The sequence below is a fragment of the Listeria immobilis genome (assembly GCF_014322845.1).
In the GTDB taxonomy this organism is placed as follows: Bacteria; Bacillota; Bacilli; order Lactobacillales; family Listeriaceae; genus Listeria; species Listeria immobilis.
In genome coordinates this window covers 261351-282099 of the sequence record NZ_JAASUA010000002.1, presented here as the reverse complement: position 1 = coordinate 282099, position 20749 = coordinate 261351, and the positions used below count along the sequence as shown (strand labels likewise).

21 protein-coding genes and 1 riboswitch are annotated in these 20749 nt (G+C 35.5%); of the genes, 9 read left to right on the top strand and 12 right to left on the bottom strand.

What is annotated here, in order from left to right:
* Positions 1–27: 27 nt before the first annotated feature.
* Together HCJ45_RS04235 and HCJ45_RS04230 are read right to left on the bottom strand one after the other, a co-directional pair.
* Complete coding sequence (locus HCJ45_RS04235; RefSeq protein ID WP_187124146.1) at positions 28–1641, bottom strand: ABC transporter permease; 1614 nt, start codon at positions 1639–1641, stop codon at positions 28–30.
* Between the two features lie 25 nt (positions 1642–1666).
* Positions 1667–2548 (bottom strand): ABC transporter ATP-binding protein, encoded by an 882-nt coding sequence (locus HCJ45_RS04230; protein ID WP_187124145.1) that lies wholly within the window; start codon positions 2546–2548, stop codon positions 1667–1669.
* Positions 2549–2822: 274 nt separating this feature from the next.
* Here HCJ45_RS04230 and HCJ45_RS04225 point away from each other — a divergent pair, with 274 nt between their 5' ends.
* Complete coding sequence (locus HCJ45_RS04225) at positions 2823–3422, top strand: TetR/AcrR family transcriptional regulator (protein ID WP_185344710.1); 600 nt, start codon at positions 2823–2825, stop codon at positions 3420–3422.
* Between the two features lie 61 nt (positions 3423–3483).
* Here the strand turns inward: HCJ45_RS04225 and HCJ45_RS04220 are convergent, their stop codons facing one another.
* The 3 genes from HCJ45_RS04220 to HCJ45_RS04210 are packed head-to-tail and all read right to left on the bottom strand — an operon-like array spanning position 3484 to position 7500.
* Entirely contained in the window at positions 3484–5310 is a 1827-nt protein-coding gene (locus HCJ45_RS04220; protein WP_185344707.1) for an ABC transporter ATP-binding protein, read from the bottom strand.
* Positions 5307–7031 (bottom strand): ABC transporter ATP-binding protein, encoded by a 1725-nt coding sequence (locus HCJ45_RS04215; RefSeq protein ID WP_187124144.1) that lies wholly within the window; start codon positions 7029–7031, stop codon positions 5307–5309. Before HCJ45_RS04215 ends, HCJ45_RS04220 begins: the two co-directional genes overlap by 4 nt.
* 7 nt (positions 7032–7038) lie before the next feature.
* Positions 7039–7500: a MarR family winged helix-turn-helix transcriptional regulator gene (locus HCJ45_RS04210; protein WP_185344704.1), complete on the bottom strand. Its 462-nt coding sequence runs from the start codon at positions 7498–7500 to the stop codon at positions 7039–7041.
* A 166-nt stretch (positions 7501–7666) separates the two neighbouring features.
* Between HCJ45_RS04210 and HCJ45_RS04205 the strand changes: the two genes are divergently transcribed.
* The 3 genes from HCJ45_RS04205 to HCJ45_RS04195 all read left to right on the top strand — a co-directional run bounded on the left by HCJ45_RS04205 (position 7667) and on the right by HCJ45_RS04195 (position 9939).
* On the top strand, positions 7667–9007 hold the full coding sequence (locus tag HCJ45_RS04205) for an MATE family efflux transporter (RefSeq protein WP_187124143.1): 1341 nt from the start codon (positions 7667–7669) through the stop codon (positions 9005–9007).
* A 149-nt stretch (positions 9008–9156) separates the two neighbouring features.
* Complete coding sequence (locus HCJ45_RS04200; RefSeq protein ID WP_187124142.1) at positions 9157–9501, top strand: magnetosome magnetite crystal formation protein family; 345 nt, start codon at positions 9157–9159, stop codon at positions 9499–9501.
* A gap of 51 nt (positions 9502–9552) precedes the next feature.
* A complete protein-coding gene (locus HCJ45_RS04195) occupies positions 9553–9939 on the top strand; it encodes a hypothetical protein (RefSeq protein WP_185344698.1) in 387 nt (128 codons plus the stop codon).
* A 47-nt stretch (positions 9940–9986) separates the two neighbouring features.
* Here HCJ45_RS04195 and HCJ45_RS04190 read toward each other — a convergent pair whose 3' ends face one another.
* The 4 genes from HCJ45_RS04190 to HCJ45_RS04175 form a co-directional block, all read right to left on the bottom strand.
* A complete protein-coding gene (locus HCJ45_RS04190; protein WP_185344696.1) occupies positions 9987–10487 on the bottom strand; it encodes a GNAT family N-acetyltransferase in 501 nt (166 codons plus the stop codon).
* Between the two features lie 105 nt (positions 10488–10592).
* The gene (locus tag HCJ45_RS04185; protein WP_187124141.1) at positions 10593–11693 is read right to left on the bottom strand and encodes a DUF4097 family beta strand repeat-containing protein; all 1101 of its coding nucleotides are present in this window, start codon (positions 11691–11693) and stop codon (positions 10593–10595) included.
* On the bottom strand, positions 11686–12276 hold the full coding sequence (locus HCJ45_RS04180) for an HAAS signaling domain-containing protein (protein WP_187124140.1): 591 nt from the start codon (positions 12274–12276) through the stop codon (positions 11686–11688). The genes HCJ45_RS04185 and HCJ45_RS04180 overlap by 8 nt, the downstream gene beginning before the upstream one ends.
* On the bottom strand, positions 12269–12601 hold the full coding sequence (locus tag HCJ45_RS04175) for a PadR family transcriptional regulator (RefSeq protein WP_185344690.1): 333 nt from the start codon (positions 12599–12601) through the stop codon (positions 12269–12271). The genes HCJ45_RS04180 and HCJ45_RS04175 overlap by 8 nt, the downstream gene beginning before the upstream one ends.
* Before the next feature lie 194 nt (positions 12602–12795).
* On the opposite strand from HCJ45_RS04175, the gene HCJ45_RS04170 reads away from it, so the two are divergent.
* The 3 genes from HCJ45_RS04170 (at position 12796) to HCJ45_RS04160 (ending at position 15582) form a co-directional block, all read left to right on the top strand.
* Positions 12796–13344, top strand: coding sequence for a biotin transporter BioY (locus HCJ45_RS04170; RefSeq protein ID WP_185380518.1), 549 nt, complete (start codon positions 12796–12798; stop codon positions 13342–13344).
* A 74-nt stretch (positions 13345–13418) separates the two neighbouring features.
* Positions 13419–14120, top strand: a complete 702-nt coding sequence (locus HCJ45_RS04165) for a Crp/Fnr family transcriptional regulator (protein WP_185344686.1) — start codon at positions 13419–13421, stop codon at positions 14118–14120.
* Between the two features lie 151 nt (positions 14121–14271).
* Positions 14272–15582 carry an LPXTG cell wall anchor domain-containing protein gene (locus tag HCJ45_RS04160; protein ID WP_187124139.1) on the top strand — a complete coding sequence of 437 codons (1311 nt, stop codon included), beginning with the start codon at positions 14272–14274 and terminating at the stop codon, positions 15580–15582.
* Between the two features lie 107 nt (positions 15583–15689).
* On the opposite strand, the gene HCJ45_RS04155 is transcribed toward HCJ45_RS04160, so the two are convergent.
* On the bottom strand, positions 15690–16217 hold the full coding sequence (locus HCJ45_RS04155; protein WP_185344682.1) for an HdeD family acid-resistance protein: 528 nt from the start codon (positions 16215–16217) through the stop codon (positions 15690–15692).
* A 238-nt stretch (positions 16218–16455) separates the two neighbouring features.
* Positions 16456–16556: riboswitch (SAM riboswitch) on the top strand.
* Positions 16557–16665: 109 nt separating this feature from the next.
* Between HCJ45_RS04155 and HCJ45_RS04150 the strand changes: the two genes are divergently transcribed.
* Positions 16666–17943, top strand: coding sequence for an O-acetylhomoserine aminocarboxypropyltransferase/cysteine synthase family protein (locus HCJ45_RS04150; RefSeq protein WP_187124138.1), 1278 nt, complete (start codon positions 16666–16668; stop codon positions 17941–17943).
* Between the two features lie 16 nt (positions 17944–17959).
* Positions 17960–19087: a homoserine O-acetyltransferase MetX gene (gene metX, locus HCJ45_RS04145; RefSeq protein WP_187124137.1), complete on the top strand. Its 1128-nt coding sequence runs from the start codon at positions 17960–17962 to the stop codon at positions 19085–19087.
* Positions 19088–19101: 14 nt separating this feature from the next.
* Here the strand turns inward: metX and HCJ45_RS04140 are convergent, their stop codons facing one another.
* Both HCJ45_RS04140 and HCJ45_RS04135 read right to left on the bottom strand, forming a co-directional pair.
* Entirely contained in the window at positions 19102–19902 is an 801-nt protein-coding gene (locus tag HCJ45_RS04140) for a formate/nitrite transporter family protein (RefSeq protein ID WP_003718723.1), read from the bottom strand.
* 222 nt (positions 19903–20124) lie between these two features.
* A complete protein-coding gene (locus HCJ45_RS04135) occupies positions 20125–20667 on the bottom strand; it encodes a DUF4564 domain-containing protein (protein ID WP_187124136.1) in 543 nt (180 codons plus the stop codon).
* Between the last annotated feature and the right edge of the window lie 82 nt (positions 20668–20749).

The window sequence follows — 20749 nt, the reverse complement described above, 5'->3', positions numbered from 1 at the left end:
GAACCTTAAAGTTGACTAGTTGAAAAATTAATTTCCTTCCACAAAATCACGACGTTTATAACCAATGTAACCTAAAACAAGCAATACGATAGATATTATTGTAATTGTAATAAATGTTGGTAAGTCAAATGATTCTCCTGGAAGTTGTGGTAACCAATATTGAACCGCTGTTTTTGAGAACCAGTCTGGTAAATCAAGTATGCCTCCAAAATAATTCAGCATAAATGAGTAACCTAGATAAATATAGACAACTTTTCCGAGTTTGGGAAGCCATCCTAAGAATAAACCTGCAAGCCCAATGAAAAACAGGATAACTGGGAAGAAATTAAAACCGGCGCCAATAAAGTCGCCAAAATCCATATCCGAGTTACTACCCATTGAAGCAAGTGCAGCTCCACCTAGACTTCCGGCGCTAAAGAATATAGCTATAATTCCTGCAAAAGTAGCTAAAAATACGCTTGTCCAGTAAAACTTAGCACGAGAGACTTTAGTAGAAAACAGCTGACTAAAACGACCATGAACTTCTTCTGAAAAAAGCCTATTCATAATTGCAATTGGTAATATAGCTGATAGCGAAATAAGTACAATCATAATCGTACCAGTGAAAGATTCTTCCAGCGAAATATTAGAACTACTAAACATTTGCTTCAATAGCTCATTACTTTCCAAAAATGATTGCATATCGCCATAAATTGAACCATATGCTGCTCCCATAACGATAAAAGCAACTAACCAACCTAGTGTAATTCCTTTACTTAATTTAGTTAATAACCCGCGAACGGATAATAAACTAGCTCTTGCATTCGCTCTACCTTCTCGTTGCGGAATATAACCGTCACCCATATCTCGTCCACTTTCAAGCACAAATGATAGTATGCTTAAGACGATAACAAAAAGGAATAAATATAGTAGCGGCAACCAGTTATTCTCAGTGAAAGGATAGGTAAGATAAGTCCACCCCATAGGATTAATCATGGATAAATCTACATTTACTGTATCAGTACCCGCACGTAGAATATAAAGTAATCCTAATAATGCGAGTGAAGCACCTGTTGCGCCAGAAGATGCCGGCATGATTTGCGCAAAGAATAACGCAATTGCAGCACCTAAAAGACCAGCACCAGTAATAGAAAGTCCAAATAAAATGGAACCTTCTACGGTAATTGTTTCTGCTCCAAAACTTGCCAAAATAGCAGCTGTTGCAATACCAAGCAAGAGATTAATTAAGAAAGTCTCTTTTATAACAGCAAAAGAGTTTGCTTGTCGTCCAACGCTGAATGAACGAACTAATTCAGTCAAACCCAAATCTTCCTCTTTTCGCGTATGACCAACCACATGCAGAATAGAAATAACTGCAGCAAATAATCCACAAAAAAGTAACATTTCATGCGAATACATTGCACCAAGCGTATAATCTGCTGCGCTTGAAACTGGCGTTGGGCCAACCATCGCAATCATCGCTGGGTTCTGCATTGTTTCATACATTCCAACTAAGCCGTTTCCTTTTGCAATTTCCTCAAAAGCGGGAACAAAAGCTCCAGAAAACAAGCCAAGTCCACCTACCCAAAAAATAATTTTCTTCCAATCTCGTTTTAAATATTGGACAAATAAAATCGTCCAACATGCAAATTTTTCATTCATATTAATTTCCCTCCTCCGAATCTGCCTAAGCTTCGTAATGTCTTATGAACAGATCTTCAAGTGTTGGCGGAACGGACTCGAATTTCATAACGCCGAGTTTTGAGGCTTCTGCTAAAATAGTATTCATTGCTGTATTATCCGCAGAAAAAGTTGCTTCATCCTCTTTTTGAACAAAATCATGTACGCCATCGATTGTTTTGAGTGCGTTAACATCTCCCTTTGTTTGAACTGTAATGGTTGAACGTGTTAAATGCCGCAATTCTGCAAGCGAACCTGTCTCCACTACTTTTCCTTGTCGGATAATAGCAATTTTATCGGCAAGTCGTTCCACTTCACTTAAAATATGGGAGGATAAAATAATCGCTTTACCAGACTGCTTAATTTTTTCTACTTCATCTTGAAACACAGCTTCCATTAATGGATCAAGACCAGATGTTGGCTCATCAAAAATATACAGGTCAGATTCCACCGAAAGTGCAGCAATCAAGCCTACTTTTTGCCTGTTTCCTTTAGAATAGTTTTTTGCTTTTTTCTTTGGGTCTAATTCAAATTTTTGAATAAGTGCATCGCGGCGACTTTTATCCCCATTTCCGTGTAGTTTCATAAATAAATCAATAATTTCTCCACCAGTAAGGCTACCCCAAAGTGCTACATCTCCAGGAACATAGGAAATTCGCTTATGAATTTCCAGACTGTCTTTCCAAACGTCCTTACCAAAAATCTCTGCGCTTCCTCCATCGCTGTGAATAATTCCAAGTAGCGCACGAATTGTAGTGGATTTCCCTGCGCCATTTGGTCCGATAAACCCAAGAACTTCACCAGGATTTACCGTGAATGATACATCGGATAGAGCTTGGAATTTACCGAACTTTTTTTGAAGCTGTTCGACTTTTACAATTTCTGTCATAATTTCGATACTCCTTTTTTCGGTTTAATGATAAAATAGAATAAATAAACTTTCTTAGGTTTAAAATTACCCATCTATTCCACTTTATAAACTGTTTTTCGATTTCACATCAATAATATGTTATTTTAAATCCTATGTCAATGAAATTCTAACGGTTTTACACAACTATTTTCTTTATTTTAGTTTATTAAATGAACTAAAAAGGATAACCAATTGAAGTTTTGAACTAAAAATAATAACAAAGTTTAATATATTAATGAAAGGTTGAATGCTAATGAACGGCTTTGAAAAACGTAGTGAAGAAAAACGAAAACAAATTTTAGCCACCACTTTTTCTTTAATGAATTCCAAAAAAGGGACTGACGGATTAACTATTGACGAGGTTGTAAAACAGTCTGGGATAAGTAAAGCAACTATTTTTAAGTATTTTGATAAAAAAGAGAATTTGATTCATCAAGTTTTTATGCAATTTATGACAGACATGGCAGATTCAGCAAAAGAAATTATGGCGGAAGAACTACCATTTGAAGAAACTTTGATTGCGATGAGTCAAAATAAAATCCGCTATTTAGAACGGGTTGACCATCAATTTTATTTGGACTTAATGGCCTACTACACAAAGAAAAATGATCAAGAATTCTCTTTACTTATGGAAGCATATACAAAAGAAAGCTTTCACATCATGCTAGATATATTTCATCGCGGTCGAAAGGAAGGAAAAGTAGATTTAAGATATTCGGATGAATTTTTAATTTTGTTTTTCCAAGCACTTGTTGAAGGAATTTCCAATCCAAAACTCTATGATAAAATTCTCCCTTATACCGCTGAATGGACGGAGGTTCTTGTTAAAGGAATAGCCCCAAATAAGAAATAAAGTATAAAACACCCTTTATAAGGTACCGTAAAAGTACTTCATAAAGGGTGTTTTTTTGCCATTAAACTGCTTGAGCACCAGTAAATTGACTATTATAAAGATCTGCATAAAATCCATTTTCAGCTAATAAATCTTGGTGAGTCCCTTGTTCAATAACACTACCATGATTCATAACTAGAATTAAATCTGCATCACGAATCGTTGAAAGTCGATGTGCAATTACAAAACTTGTACGACCTTCCATAAGATTTCCCATCGCTAATTGAATATTTAATTCTGTACGAGTATCTACACTTGAAGTAGCTTCATCTAGAATTAAGATGGATGGGTCTGACAAAATTGCCCGTGCAATGGTTAACAGTTGCTTTTGACCTTGGGAAATATTTGATCCTTCTTCATTCAAAATAGTATCATAACCATCTGGAAGTCTGCGGATAAAGTCATCAGCATAAGCGGCTTTTGCAGCTCCAATCACTTCTTCTTTCGTTGCACCATCTCGTCCATATGCAATGTTTTCAGCAATTGTTCCGTTGAATAACCAAGTATCTTGTAGTACCATACCGAATTTTTCACGAACGGCATCTTTTGTCATGTCTCGTGTATCAATACCTTTCATTCGGATTGAGCCACCATCGACATCATAAAAACGCATTAGTAAGTTAATAATAGTGGTTTTCCCTGCTCCAGTTGGCCCAACAATCGCAACCATTTGACCTTCTTCCACATGAATATTCAAGTCAGTCATCAATGGTTTATCCGGTGTATAACCAAATTTCACATGATCGAAAACAATACTATTTTCTTCGCCAGCAACTTGATTAATATTTGCTGGAATTTCATCTTTTTCTTCTTCTTCATCCATCATTTCAAAAACACGTTCCGCAGAAGCAATAGTGGATTGAATGATGTTAGCAATATTGGCAACACTGGAAATCGGTTGGGTAAATAGTTGAACATATTGTGTAAATGATTGAATATCCCCAACTTGCAATGTGCCATTTGTGACAAAAATACCACCGGCCACACAGACACCAACGTAACCTAAGTTTCCAACAAATTGCATTACTGGCATCATTATCCCGGAAATAAATTGCGCTTTTTTCGCCGCTTTAAAATAATCTTCATTTACTTCATCAAACTTAACTAATGTTTTCTTTTCTTGCCCGAAAGCTTTAATAATCGTTTGACCGCCATATGTTTCTTCGACAGTATCATTTAAAATACCTAAATTACGTTGTTGTGCCCCAAAGTAGCGTTGTGATCTACCAGCTATAATCGCTACTAAAATAATACTGATTGGCACTGTTACAAGTACAATTAGCGTCATTTGCCAACTAATTGTTAACATCATAATCAGGACACCAATCATCTGGACAATTGCTGTAATTGCCTGTGTAAGTGATTGTTGTAGTGTATTGGCGATGTTATCCATGTCATTAACTGAACGACTTAAAATATCACCGTTTGAACGAGTATCATAATATTTCAGTGGAAGACGAGCCATTTTTGCTTTTAAATCTTTACGCATATCATAAACTGTCCGCTGTGCCACACTCGACATCACATATTGTTGAATAAAACTGAATAACGAACTTCCAAGATAGAGTACTAAAACAACCATCAGAATGTTAAATATTTTATCGTTGTCAATGCCGTCTTGACTCATTACACCTTTAAAAATTTCCGTCGTTGCTTTCCCAAGTTCTTTCGGGCTGAAAATATTAAATATCGTAGACAAAATTGCAAAGATAAATACAACGATTATTGCGACCGAACGAGGTTTCATATAACCAAGCAATCGGAACAATGTTTGTTTAAAATTTTTCGGTTTGGCGTTGGTTTGCATTCTCGCACCGCCTGGACCTGGGCCTTGTTTTGCTGCACTCATGCGATTTCCTCCTCTGACAGCTGTGACCTCATGATTTCTTGATAAATCTGATTGTTCTCTTTTAATTCTTCATGTGTGCCAATTCCTGCAACTTTACCTTCATTTAGCACAATAATTTGGTCAGAATTTACGACAGAGGTAATTCGTTGTGCAACAATAAGTGTAACAGCTTCGGTGGTTTCTTTCTTAAGCGCTTCCCGAAGTTTAGCATCCGTTTTAAAATCAAGTGCTGAGAAACTATCATCAAATATATAAATCTCTGGTTTTCTAATTAAAGAACGAGCAATCGAGAGCCGTTGTTTTTGTCCACCAGAAAAGTTATTACCGCCTTGTTCTACGCGACTATCAAGCCCATTTGACTGTTTAGAAACAAAATTTTCTGCTTGAGCTGTTCGAAGTGCTTCCCAGATTTCTTCATCTGTCGCATCTTCTTTTCCGTAGCGCATATTAGAAGCAATTGTTCCCGTAAATAACACAGCTTTTTGCGGCACAAGTCCAATTTTTTGGCGCAAATTAGATTGATCCATTTCGCGCACATCAATACCATTTATTTTAACAACACCACTTTCAACATCATAAAAACGCGGTATCATGTTGATTAAAGTAGACTTACCGGCACCAGTACTTCCGATAATAGCCACTGTCTCTCCTGCTTTTGCTTCAAAGCTAATGTTTTCAATAACCGGTTTTTCAGCACCTTCATAACGGAAAGTAACGTTATCAAAAGAAAGTTTTGCTGGGGGGGTGGTTGTTTTTGGATTAGCTGGGTTAAGTATTTCCGCTTCCATATCTAGCACTTCATTAATACGTTCTGCCGAAGCTCCAGCACGTGGAATCATGATAAATACTGCTGATAACATCATAAAGGACATCATAATTTGCATTGCGTATTGAATAAACGCCATTAAGTCCCCTACTTCCATATCGCCATTTCCAATAAACATGGAGCCAATCCAAACAATGGCAATGGATGTTAAGTTCATTAGTAACATCATTAATGGACTCATAAGAGAAAGCAATCGGTTAACCTTAATTGCCGTTTTTGCATAATCGGCATTGGCATCTTCAAATTTTTCTAACTCATCTTCATTACGGTTAAATGAGCGTACAACCCGAATCCCCGTCAACCCTTCACGAATAACGCGGTTTAATTTATCCATTTTCTTTTGAAGGGACTTAAACATTGGCATGGCTTTACTTCCAAGAGCCACAACTAAAATAAGTAATAAAGGAAGAACTACAACAAAAATGAGCGATAATTTGGCATCACGTCCCACCGCCATAATAATTCCACCAAGTAACATAATTGGTGCCATCACCATTAATCGCATCATCATATATAGTACGTTTTGAATTTGAACAACATCATTGGTTGTTCTAGTAATTAGTGAGGAAGTTCCTACTTTATCAAACTCTTGTAAAGAGAAATCCTCTACTTTAGCAAAAATTTTATCTCGCAAATCTTTCCCAAATCCCATAGAAATTCTTGATGCAAGATAAACAACTATAACTGACAAAATAACAGACGCAAAGGATATGAGTAACATTCGCATTCCAGTACTCCAAATATAAGCGGTATCTCCTTCTACGACCCCTTTGTCAATAATATTAGACATCAGTGTTGGTAAATAAAGCTGACCAAGAACTTGCCCGAAAGTAAGGACTAATACGACTGTAATACTCAGCCAATAAGGTTTTAATCTTTTCATTAATTTCATCATTTGCGGTTTACGCCTCCTTATTTTCGGATTTTGTGTTTAAGTAATTTGTTAGTTTTTCTAGCAGGGTTATTAACTTTTTCATGTCGTCTTCTCCTAAAAATTCTTGCATATCTTCAAAACTAGTTTGGAACGCATCCAACATTTTTTTTGATACACCTGCGCCATGTTCTGTAAGTTCTACATACATTGAACGCTTGTCATCTGGATTTTGTACACGTTTTATGAGTCCCTTTCCTTCGAGCGATTGTATCATTTGGGTTACGCTCGGTTTGGAAATTCGAAGCATATGACCAAGATCGGAAACTCGAATTTTAGGTCCTTGGCTTTTAAGTCCACGTGATAAAATAAAAATAAATCTTGTCTCGGATTTACTATATCCTGGGATTTGAAAACTCTTTATTTCGGCATGCTTAAAGTTCATAAAAGCCTTGATAACCGAGTGTCCCAATTCTTGATTTTCGGAAGACATTTCTCCACTTCTTTCTGTTATTTGATTAGTTTACCTAACTAATTATATGATTTATTATTTTTTTGTCAAGCAATATCTTGAAGGATTTTAATATTAATCTATACTTTTAACTTTAATTGTCTTATAATGGCTTTAATTGTGTATAGATAAGAAGGGAGGGGAAAATGTGAGTTCAGTACAAAAGGTCGCCAGTTTAAGCCTTTTTACACTTGCTTGGCCGATATTCTTAGAGCAATTTTTGCGTCTGATGATTAGCTATATTGATGTTTTTATGTTAGGACATTATTCTGATGATGCAGTTGCTGCGACTGGGGTAGCCAATCAAATTCTTGTTATTTCTATTATTATTTATGGATTTATAAGTGTTGGTGTCCAAATAATTGTTGCTCAAATGATAGGTGCTAGAAAACATAAAGAAATTGAAAATGTTATTACAAATGGCTTAGTAGTAGCTTTCTTAATTGGGATTGTTATGAGTATTATTTTCATTTTTATGTCAAAAAGCTTTCTTACCTGGATGGGAATCGCGCCACATTTAGTTGAAGTTGGTGCTCCGTTTTTAGAAATTATTGGTGGGAGTTCCGTTGTTATTGCGATCCATGCATCCATTTTGCCTATTCTTCGGGCGCATGGTTATGTTAGGCAGTCCATTTTAGTGCCGGTAACAATTAGTATTATCAATGTTGTTGGTAATTACTTATTTCTTTATGGACCACTTGCCTATTTAAACTATGGTGTAGCTGGTGTTGGAATCTCTACAGCAGTGGCTAATTTCATTGGTATGGTGCTTGCGATTTTAATGTTAAGAAAATATATTGGCTATACTTTCCATTTCAAAAAATTAGAACAAGTATCGAAAAAATTATTATTCTCGATTTTACGTCTTGGTTTACCATCTGCTGGCGAAAACTTGTCCTATGCTGGTTCTCAGCTTGTTGTAACAGCGATTATTGCCATACTTGGAACAGAAGCACTAACGACAAAAGTCTATGCCTCTACAGTTAGTCAATTTGTCGCCTTGTTTGCCATTGCGCTAGGTCAAGCCTCGCAAATCATTATTGGACGAGCAGTTGGAGCAAAAGAAATTGATAAAGCCTACAAACAAGGTCTTCGTAGTTGGAAGATTGGTTTAGTCGTTGCGACGATTATCAGCATTTCCATTTATCTTTTTGCTGAGCCAATTATGCGATTATTTACAACAAATACAGAAATTATTACAATGACAAAAGAGCTATTCTTACTATCCATTTTCCTTGAACTTGGGCGTGCTACTAATATCATTATTATCAGTAGTCTAAATTCTACAGGAGATGTTCGTTTTCCATTCATATGTGGTCTAATTGTAATGTGGATTGTTAGTTTGCCGTTTTCGTATGTACTTGGAATTTCAGCTGGGCTTGGACTTGTGGGTGTTTGGCTCGCCTATATTATTGATGAGGGTGTTCGAGCAGTTTTAATGTATAGACGATGGCGAAGTAAAGTTTGGTCATTAAAATCAATTATATAAACAAACGTCTCTTTGATTTTTTCGAAGGGGCGTTTTTTCCTATATGACAAAATTGTCAGCTTCATTTGGAAATCGTCACCTAATTCGATGGTTCTTTTTTATTTCCCCGCTATACTATAGATATAAACCAATGAAAGGTTAGATGTGACATGCTTAATAAAAAAATAATGTACGCTTTATGTTATTTTAGTATTTTTTTTGGTCCTATTATCACTCCTAGTATTCTTCTTTTCTCTATAAAAGGCAAAGAAATGAAACATCATGCTAAATGGGCGCTTCTAACACATACTACCTTTGTTATCGGAATGATTGTTGCTTTTCTACTTTATAATTATGTATCGTTTAGCACTAATAGTTCGGATACAGTTCCATTTTTGTCATTAGCTAGTGTATTTTTTATTGTTGTTCTAAATGTTACTATTCTTCTTTTTAACTTGATTCGTGGTATTACTTGTATAGTAAAGCATTCAGAGGATAATTGGGCTAGTTGTTAAGCAAACCATCTAATTTATGCTATAATATAGTGTACTTTGGGAGGTTTTTTTATGCGTTTTATTTTGGCTTACTTATCTATTTTTGTTTTAGGTATTTTTTCTGCACTTTTAATTGAAACTATTCTTTATGAAAATGTCACGCCACAACTCATTTTCTCTGCTATCCTCTTTGCTGCTCCTGTTATTTTAGTCGCCTCTACACTTGGCGAAATATTTTATGGTTTTAGTAACAAGGCTAGCTATTTCACCTTCACTATTTGGGGATTTGCTTATGGGGTTGTCGTTACCGTCATTATTCTTAGCATTATTCAAGTTGCAGGTATGTTTATTTCTGTAGGAATATCCGTGCTTGGTGGATGTATTATGGCTATTTTAGCAATTATTTTCTTTTTCTTACGTGGTGGAAATCGCGCCAGTGGAAAAGCTGCAACCAAATAAAAAAATGTCTATTCCAATTGATTTATTCAACTAGAATAGACATTTTTTTATTCTTCTTCAAAAGCATGATGATTTAAGTTCATTCGAATCGTTTCTAGCGGATATCCATAAAAATCTTCCGTAAATTCCTCCACGATAATGAACCCTTTTGCTAAATAAAAATGAATGGCTGTTTCATTACCTTTTTCCACATTAACAAACATTGGTAATGGCACATGAAACAAAGTCATTCCTACTTCTAAAAGTTCAGTGCCCAGTCCTCGCTGCGTTACTTCTGGCAATAAATAAAATGCTGCGAGCTCACTTTTTCCTTTTTCAAGTTCAATAAAGTTTGCGAATCCAATCACGCTGTCTCCTTGCTCTAAAACTGCAAAAGGTGTCGCTGAAATACGATTATGAAGTGTTTCAACATTATAAAATTTGTCTAAAAAACCATCTTGTACTTCACTTGGGATTAATTCTTGATAGGTGTGGTGCCATGAAGTGATTGCTACATGTTGAATGGCTTCAGCATCTGTGTTTGTTGCTTTTCTAATCTGAAAGTCCATCGCCTATTCTCCTTCCACTTGCACAAATTGATAAAACAGTTTAACTGACTTTACCCCTTTTTCATAAAAAAATGCGCTAATAAAGTAATTAGCGCACAGAATTTATTATTTTTCGATTGTAATATCACCAGAACTAGAGTCAATGGTAACTCGATTTTTCGTATTTGAATCACTTGTTGGTTTTTTCACTGAACCAGAACTTGTATTTACTTCATAAATGGCTTTATAGCTAGCAGGTACTTTTAAATCTACTTCGCCTGAGCCTGTATTTACTTGAATGTCTTTAGCACCATTTATGAATGAAGCATCTATATCGCCAGAGCTTGTTTTAACGTTTAGATTACTTGTAAGTTGCTCTAACTCAACAGAACCCGAGCTTGATTCCACCTGCATTTTTCCTTTTACATCAAGAGTTGAAATATCTCCAGAGCTTGAAGTTAATGTGGCTAGATCCGTAATTTCGCTATTAGCAAGCTCTATTTCGCCAGACTCTATAGCGATTTTTGTGTTTTTTGCTTTCACTCCTGAAACCGTTACGTCTCCTGAATTACCATCTACCGTTAAATCCCCAGTTACTTGAGTGATATTTGTTTCACCTGAGTTCGTTTCAACGTTTGTATCACCCTTTATGTCAACTAAATCAATATCCCCTGAGGTTGATGATGCCTTTACGCTAGCTGCTTCAATTTTATTTACTTTTAATTCTCCTGAACTTGTTGAGCTTACAAAATTATTAGCTTTGAAATTAGAAACGGTCATATCGCCAGAATCTGATTTTAGTTGTAAGTCGCTTAGCTCTGTATCTTCTGTTAAATAGACAGTGAGTGTTTGTTTTCCATATGCATATATTTTCCCAAAATTAAACCAAACCATTTCTTCTGGCACAGTTAAATCAAAAGAAGTCCCATTAGATGATGTGGCATTTAATTTTTCAATGTCTTCTTTATCTTTTTTGGAATAATTTCCACTAAGCTCTACATAGTTTTTTCCATTAGTGCTTTTTTTCCATTCGATTAATGTATCACGATTGGAAGAAAAAGTAATTTTACTAATATCAGATTCCGCTAAATCCCAAGTTTTCGTCAACGATTCGCCTTTTTCAATCATTGCTCCAGATTTCATTGTAAACCCAACGCCGATTGCACCAATAATAAATAATACTAAACCAGCGAAAAATAATTTGCTTCTCCAATGTTTTTTAGGCATTTTTTCCGCCTCCCTTTACTGCAAATTTATGCCATTGAATAATTCCAATTGTTGCTTTTTTAGTGAATTGAAATAGTGAACTTGTAACAAATAGTAGCATTAATCCAAGTCCGACAAGACCAATTGAAATAAATATTTGATACATTTCAAAATCCATGCCAAATAATAGGCTTATTCCAAGTAGTATTGGTGTAAGGAAAAATGAGCCGACCGTTGCCCATAATGAGATCGAAACAGCCCATAACGAAACTATGATGGGAATAATTAGACAAACATCTAAGAAAAACAAACCTACACCTATTAATAATTGTCTTCCTGTTGATCTATTTTCTGTTTGATTTTTTCTTGGGACATAATAGTAATCGTTCTCTACTTTTTCCTCTTTAATATCGCGCTCATTTAAAATATCTGCTGCAATTTCTTCTGGTGTTCCAAGGTCAAATACAATTTGCTCCTCGCTTTTACCCTCTTCTAGCCCATTTCTGAAGTGCTCTTGATAATCTGAAAGCAACTCCCTACGCTCTTTCGAATCAAGCAATTCTAGACGTTGATTTAATTCATTTAGAAAATCTTGTTTATTCATTTTCCGCTTCCCCCTCAGTTAAAAGCTTGGCAACACTATCAGTAAAATTATTCCATTCTGAGATAAGCTCATTTAAGTAAATCTCACCTTTTACAGTTAGCTGATAATATTTTCTTGATGGTCCTTCATTTGACTCAACTAAATAGGTCGAGCAATATTCTTCTTTAACAAGTCTTCTAAGTACAGGATAAATAGCACCTTCTGCTACCTCGATATATTTGGAAACTTGATTTGCTAGCTCATAGCCATAACAATCTTTTTTCTGTATTAAAAATAAACAACATAGCTCTAATACACCTTTTTTAAATTGTGGGTTTACATCCATGCTAGTCCCTCCATTCGGTAGTATTTTCTACTAGTAATAACCGACCACTACTATATATTATTCAGTACTACTATAGTTTATCATACACTAGTGTTCAATGCAAGGTACTGGTTTAAAAAAGTAGTATTGTTTTTTATTTAAATAAATGTTAACCTATCTAGGTAATAAGTTTACATTTAAGGAGTGGTTTTATTATGCGAGATCAAAAGTTAAAATTTTTAGTGGTGGATTCGCTTTTTGCGGTGATTATTGCCTTACTTGCCCAAGTTGCCATCCCACTTGGTCCAATACCTCTTACTGGTCAGACATTTGCTGTTGGTTTAGCAGCAACTATACTTGGTGCGAAACATGGTACTATTTCTGTCATAGTTTACATAGTTTTGGGTGCTGTTGGTATTCCAGTATTTCAAGGAATGACTGCTGGAATTGGTATTATATTTGGACCAACTGGCGGCTTTATTATTGGCTTTATTTTTAGCGCACTTCTCACTGGCTGGATTCTTCAAAAAACAAAATTCACTGTTTCTTTTGCTATTATAGCTAATATTTTAGGTGCGTTAGTTACGCTTATGTTTGGTGTTTTATGGCTAAAAGTTAGTACTGGACTTGATTGGCCAGCTGCCTTTCTAACTGGAATGGTACCATTTATAATTCCAGGTATTATTAAAGCCGTTTTTGCAGCTATTTTAGGTATTATTATTCGCGATCGTTTACTTAAAGCAAAGCTACTTAAAGCATCATAAGCTCCATTAATACACATTTTACCTTTTCTCCTATATAATGATAATGATTAACACTGAGAAAAGGGGCTCGGTATATGTCATTACTGAATGAGGAAAATAGTTTTTACAACACAGACTTACTTGAAATGTTAAAAGACTCCACTGAAGCAGTTCTTCCATATAAAAGGATTCGCTTTAGACGCAACCAAAGAATTATTTCAGAAGGAGAAGAAAGCACATACTTCTATATTATAGGAGATGGTGTTGTCTCTATGAGTAAAAACACATGTAAAGAAGATAGCATTATTAGCTTCCTTGGAAAAAATGAATCGATTGGAACGCTTACAATGCTTGGTGGCGCAAAATCACCAGTTAACTATACAACTATTAGCGAAGTTAGTGTCTTTCAATTTGAAAGAAAATATGTTCTTAGTAAATTTCTAAGTTCGCCAGATGTTTTTTGGCAGATGAATACATTGATGCAAAATATGCTTCAGCCAATATTAGAACGAGAAGCATATGTTAACTTACCTTCTAGTGAAAAAGTATTAGCGGGATTAATTGCTTGTGGTGAACGTTTTGGCAGAATTGAGTCAGATGGTTCATGCCTTATCCCATATTATTTTACTCAAAAAATATTAGGTAATTATTTAAATTTAGCGCGTGCGTATGTCGCGACGAATTTGCGTAAGTTGGAGGAAGAAGGAATTCTTGCTTTATCGCCTAAGCCTTGGCGAATAAACGATTTTGAAACCCATAAGCAAAAATTAACTAATACATATAAGTCATATTTATAATTATCTTAAAAGCGTGTATTCTTAATGAATATACGTTTTTGTTTAGCTATCTTTGTACATAATTTCACAAATGATTTATTTTCGCTTTCTTTCAGATATTCTCCTTGTTATAATAAATATGCAATAAAAAAAAAAGAAAAGAGGACATCTAATGAAAAACTTAAAAAAAGGGATAGCACTAACTTTAGCATTTGGGCTAGCTTTATCTATTAGCACGCCTGCCTATGCGACAGATACGGAGGATGGGGAAAATACAGAGACTATCGTAACTCCTGATGTGGTAGAAAAAAATACAACGGAAGAAAAAGACAATTTAAAAGCTTCACCAAATGCAGTTATTGCAAAAACAGGGCTTGCATTTGAAATTGATTCTAATCCAGTTGCAAGTGATTTTGTAACGATTAATGACAATGGCAACAATCCAACATTTACCTTTAAAAATGGGCAACCTGAAACATCTAATGCTGGAGATTACTCCACAATTATTGTTGTAGATTTCGATGATGCTACATCAATTGAACTCACAGTTAACTATACTGTAAACGTTGCAACACCACTAGCAACTTTAAAAACGACCGCACCAACAATTGCCCAAGATTCTAAACCAACACCAATGCAGTTTGTAGATGCTGCGCCTGATGTAACTTTAAGCTTTAAATCCGGCGCTCCTTCCACTAAAAAAACAGGTTCATTTACGACGACTATTGTTGCGACAAAAGCCGGTATATCTGAAGAATTAATTGCCACTTTCGCTGTTACAGATCAAACTCCACCCTCAATTTTAAGTCAACTAATTCTACTAATAATACGAAAAGGTGATACGCTAGACTATGATGCCTTCGTAAAAATCTCTGATAACTCTGGAAAATTCACAGTAGCTTACAAACCAGGACATGAAGCGTCTAGTACTACACTGGGTTATCAAGAGGCAATTATCATCGCAACAGATTCAGCTGGAAATACACGAGAAGCCACCATCTCATATTTTGTTGCCAATAATGTGCCAACACTAAAAAAACCAGTTATTAATACAACAACTAGCAATGCTTCAACTATTTACGGAACTACATCACCTAATGTTATTGTAGATATGGATGATTCTGACGGAAATACACTTGCGAGTGCCTATTCTGATGAAGAAGGAAACTTTATCTTAACTTTAGAAAAACCACTAAAATCAGGAGATAAATATAGTCTAGTTGCCTATAATTACTCTTTTGACTACAGTGAAGAAGTCATTTATAGCTATAATGAATATAACAATCTACTTGCTATAGTACCTATGCCTGCCCCTCCAGACTCACCGAAGTCAGAAGTAAAGCCGAAGATTAAAATTTCAAACAAAAAAGAGACATTTAAAAAATTACCAAAAACTGGAGATACAAACTCTCTTCCGCTCGCATTTATTGGTCTTCTTTTAGTTAGCGGAACGGTTATTACATTACGTAAAAAACACGCATAAACAAAAATGCAACTATCTAAGTAATTTAGGTAGTTGCTTATCTTTGCATTAGAAATTAACTCATTAAAAAAACGAACCCAATTTAAACAACTGGGTTCGTTTTTTTATTATTTGGTTTTTCCAATAAAGAAGAATGTTGCAATAGCACTGATACCTTGAACGATGAAGAAGATACCAACGATAAGTACGATACCAATTGCCGAAACAACTGGATTGAAAAGTGCAATGAATCCAACAATGATACCAATGATACCAATTGTTAAAATCCAGCCCCAACCTTGTACATTGTTTTGTTTTGCGGTAAACGCACCAATCGTACGCATAATACCAGCAAATAGTACCCACATACCAAACAGTAATACAAGTGTTGCTGCACCTGCAAATTCATTAAATAATAGCAAGAAACCTAATAAAATAGATAAAATACCATCAGCTAGCACCCAACCTGATACTTTCTGCATTTTCTTATCTGAGAAATAAGAAACTGTGTGAAAAATACCAGAAATAAGTAGCAAGAAGCCAAACATTAATGTTGAGGTTAATAAAGAAATCCCCGGATGGAATAAAAACCAAATCCCTAGTGCAATCATTGCAATCCCTGCTAATAAAACAAGAATTCGTGTAAAAGTTTTCATATGTCTTTCAACTCCCAATTTTTTGTTCTAATTCGACCCCATTTTTGATGAAATTCAACTAGACTTATCTATAATAGCCTAAAAATAAAAAATTAAACACTTTTCTCGAACAAAATTTAACTTAAATTTATTGATAGACACAAAACTCACACATTATTGGCCGTAAATCAAATAAAATAAACAGATAGTTGACAATTTCATTCATCCAGCGTAATATAAAACTTAATTTAATCGTATTTTCTTATCATGAAAGGTGGAGGGACTGGCCCTTTGAAGCCTTAGCAACCGGAATATTATTTCACGGTGCTAATTCCAGCAGTATATTCTGAAAGATAAGTCGGAAATCCAAGTTTAGGAAACTCTATCCTCTCTGGCGGCTTATATACTGCTAGGGAGGTTTTTTGATTGGAATTACAAGTAAATACATATTAAAAGAGGAGTGGATTTTATGAGTAATGAGTATCAATTTGAAACAATTCAAGTACACGGAGGACATACACCAGACGGGGATACACATTCTAGAGCCGTTCCTATTTACCAAACAACTTCCTACACTTTTGATAGTCCAGAGCATGCAGCAGCTTTATTTGGTCTTCAAGAATCTGGAAATATTTATACGCGAATTATGAACCCCACTACCGCTGTGTTAGAAGAACGCTTAACTTTACTTGAGGGCGGTATTGGTGCAGTTGCAACAGCTTCTGGAATGGCTGCTATAACCTACTCCATTTTAAATATTGCTGGTTCTGGTGATCATATTGTCGCAGCAGCAACACTTTATGGTGGTACACATACACTGTTCTCTCATACTTTTAAAACATTTGGGATTGAAGTTACCTTTGTAGATCCAAATGAACCAGAAAATTTTGAAAAGGCCATTAAAGAAAATACGAAGGCTGTCTTTGTTGAGACAATTGGCAATCCAGATATTAATATTGTTGATATTGAAAAAGTGGCAAACATTGCGCACACTTCTAATATCCCCCTTATTGTTGATAATACTTTCGCAACCGCTTATTTAAATCGTCCGTTTGATTTTGGAGCTGATATTGTCGTTTATTCAGCTACTAAATTCATCGGTGGTCATGGGGTTGCAATTGGTGGAGCTGTAATTGATTCGGGCAAATTTGACTGGGCAAATGGTAAGTTCCCAAAATTAGTTGTTCCAGATGACAGTTATAACGGTTTATCCTACACAAATGATGTTGGAGCGGCTGCTTATATTACCAAACTACGTGTTTCACTTTTACGCGACACAGGTGCAGCACTATCACCTTTTAATGCATTCCTACTTATCCTTGGTTTAGAAACACTCTCCCTGCGATTAGAACAACATGTAAAAAATGCAAAATTAGTTGCAAACTTCTTAAATGACCATCCAAAAGTTGCGTGGGTTAACTACCCTAACCTAAAAGAAAATAAATATTTTGATTTAGCGCAAAAATACTTACCAAAAGGTCCTGGATCTATTTTCACTTTTGGCGTTAAAGGTGGTTATGAAGCTGGGAAAAAAGTGATTGAGTCGGTGGAACTATTCTCCCATTTAGCAAACGTTGGAGATGCAAAATCGCTTATTATTCATCCAGCCTCCACGACTCATCAACAGTTAAGCGAAGATCAACAACTTACTGCTGGGGTAAAACCGGAATCAATACGTCTATCTATTGGAATTGAGAATGCAGATGATATTATTCAAGATTTAACACATGCACTAGAGCAAATTTAAGGGGATGTGAAGAGAAGTGAGCCTACAACAAAAAGAACTATTTCAAAAAAGTCCTCTTCTACTTGAAAACGGAGAAACCTTAAGTCCTGTTTTAGTTGGCTATGAAACTTACGGAACATTAGCAGAATCTCGGGATAATTGTATTTTATTAGAACATGCTCTCACTGGAACAGCACATGCAGCCAAGCACTATGAAGATGATGCGCCTGGTTGGTGGGATGATTATATTGGACCTGGAAAAACTATTGATACTAATAAATATTTCTTGGTTTGTACGAATGTGTTTGGGGGATGTAGTGGTACAACTGGACCATCTTCCATTAATCCAAAAACTGGCGACCCTTTCCGACTGCAATTTCCTGGTTTTTCAATTAAAGATATTATTAAAGTTCAACGTGAGCTTTTAGAGCAATTAGGTGTTGAAAGGATTGTTTCGGTTATTGGTGGATCTATGGGAGGGATGCAAGCTACAGAATGGGCCATTGATTATGCGGATATTACTGATAGTATTATTAATATCGCATCCCCTCTTGCTGCTGGGCCTGACGCAATTGGCTATAATTTAATCATGCGGATGGCAATTTTAAATGATCCTGATTTTAATGGAGGAAATTATATCGGTCAACCTGAAGGCGGTCTTGCTACAGCTAGAATGGTAGGCATGATGACTTATCGAACGAGCGAATTATTTTCAAAGCGTTTCGAACGATTCACAGTTGCCGAAAGTTCACCAGCTGCCTTTTCCAAAGAACATTTTCAAATTGAATCTTATTTGCAATATCAAGGTGATACTTTTGTAGAACGGTTTGATGCAAATAGTTACTTATATTTAACGAAAGCGATTGATTTATTCGATGTTACTGCTCCTGATAAGGATGACCTCCCAGCGTTTTCAAAAATAAAAATTCCGTATTTGCTAATTGGCATTACAACGGATCAACTTTTTCGAATCCATGATTTACGCCGTGGATATGAGCTATTAAAACAATGGAGCGTTCCAGTTACTTATCATGAAGTTGCTTCTGAATATGGTCATGACGCATTTTTAGTGGAAAAAGAATTACCTAAGTTCGAACCATTAATTCGGTCATTTTTAGCAAATTTACCAGTAAAAACACCTAAAAAAGCTAGCTCAGAAGTTTGAGCTAGCTTTTTTTATTAATCTTTATAAATTGATTTTGTACGGTTAAGCCAAGCATATCCTAAACCGATTACAAGGCCTCCTCCTACAAAGTTCCCTAACAGCGCAAGTACGAGGTTGACTGAAACATTTCCTACTGTCATTGCAGCAAGTGTTCCGCCAGAAGCAAAAAACGCTAAAGAGAAAGAAGAGAAGTTGGCAATAACGTGCTCAAATCCTAAGAATGCAAAGATGAAAATAATGAAAATCATCGCAATTACTTTTCCAGCATCATCTTTCATTCGCAGTGTACAAAGCACGGCGGTATTTACAACTATATTTGCGAAAATACCTTCGACAAAAATCTCGAGTGGCGCTTTTTCAAGCTTACCAGTTACTGCGGTAAACAAAAAGTGGTCTGCTGGTAAATTTTGGAATGCGGACGTTAGGGATACTAAATACCCTGCCAAAATCCCACCAAGTAAATTACAAATAATACATAAGAACAAAATTTGCAATGCTTTACCAGGCTTGATTATTTTTTGATATACACCTGTTGTCATATACATCATATTAGACGTTCCAAGTTCCGCATTCATATAGATAATCATTACGAGTGACCAACTAAACATAAATGCATAAACAATTTTTCCAAGACCTGGTGCAAAATGATCCACTTTATCACCAATCATTACAGCAACAGCGGTCCCTAGTGTTAAGAATAAACATGCTAGCATAGCGCGCACAATATAACGAAGAATACTATTATTTACTAAATCAATTTTTTTGCGCGTACTATAGTCAATTTTCTGCATTAATGGACTGCTTTCTACATCCAAATTACTTCAACTCCAAATAAAGAATTATTCTTGTGAAAATCACAACTTGTTCATTGTAGCACGTTTTTTATTTTATGAAAATAGCTTTCATAAAATAAAGCGTTACCATCAAAAGAAAAATGATTTCTGGACATATTTAAGTAATTATCTTGTTTATAGTTCCCGAATTTTACTAGATTAAAACAAAAAGAGAATAGATTGCTCTATCCTCTTTCCTATTGCTTATTTACTAAACCAATGTTTTTTAGCAGAATCTTTTGCTTGTCCTTCTGTTGCTTGAGCTTCTTTGATTTCTTGGGCTACAATAGCTTCGTCCATGCGTTGAACTCGACCGTGTAACTCATTAATAGCAACATCATTTACATTTCCTAGTTCTTGTTCTGTTGCAATTAAGATAACGCCTGTTGATCCTTCTGGAATAGTTTTTAATGTTCTTTCAAATATGGTTAAGGCATTTTTCACTTCGCCAGCATCTCTTGTTGTACCTACAATTGCACCTATCATCCAGCCGATTAATATACCAAATGGACCACCTAGAATACCGATTAACATCCCAATAAGGCTGTCTTTCATGTTTTTGTCGGCACCGGTAAAGTCAAGAAAATCTTGTGCTTCAAGTTTATTCCCAGGTTCATGTTTTACGACTGCCATCTGGTAGCCAATAATTTTACGTTCCTGGTGCAATCTTTTCATTTCAGAAAAAGCTTGATAAGAAATGCTTTCCTCATCGAAATTCATAATTAACACGGTCTTTTCTTTTTTCATTTGTTGTACCCCTCTCGCATCATAAGTATTGTATTGGTATGTTTATAATACCTATTGTTATTCTACTCGCTTTCTATAGTAA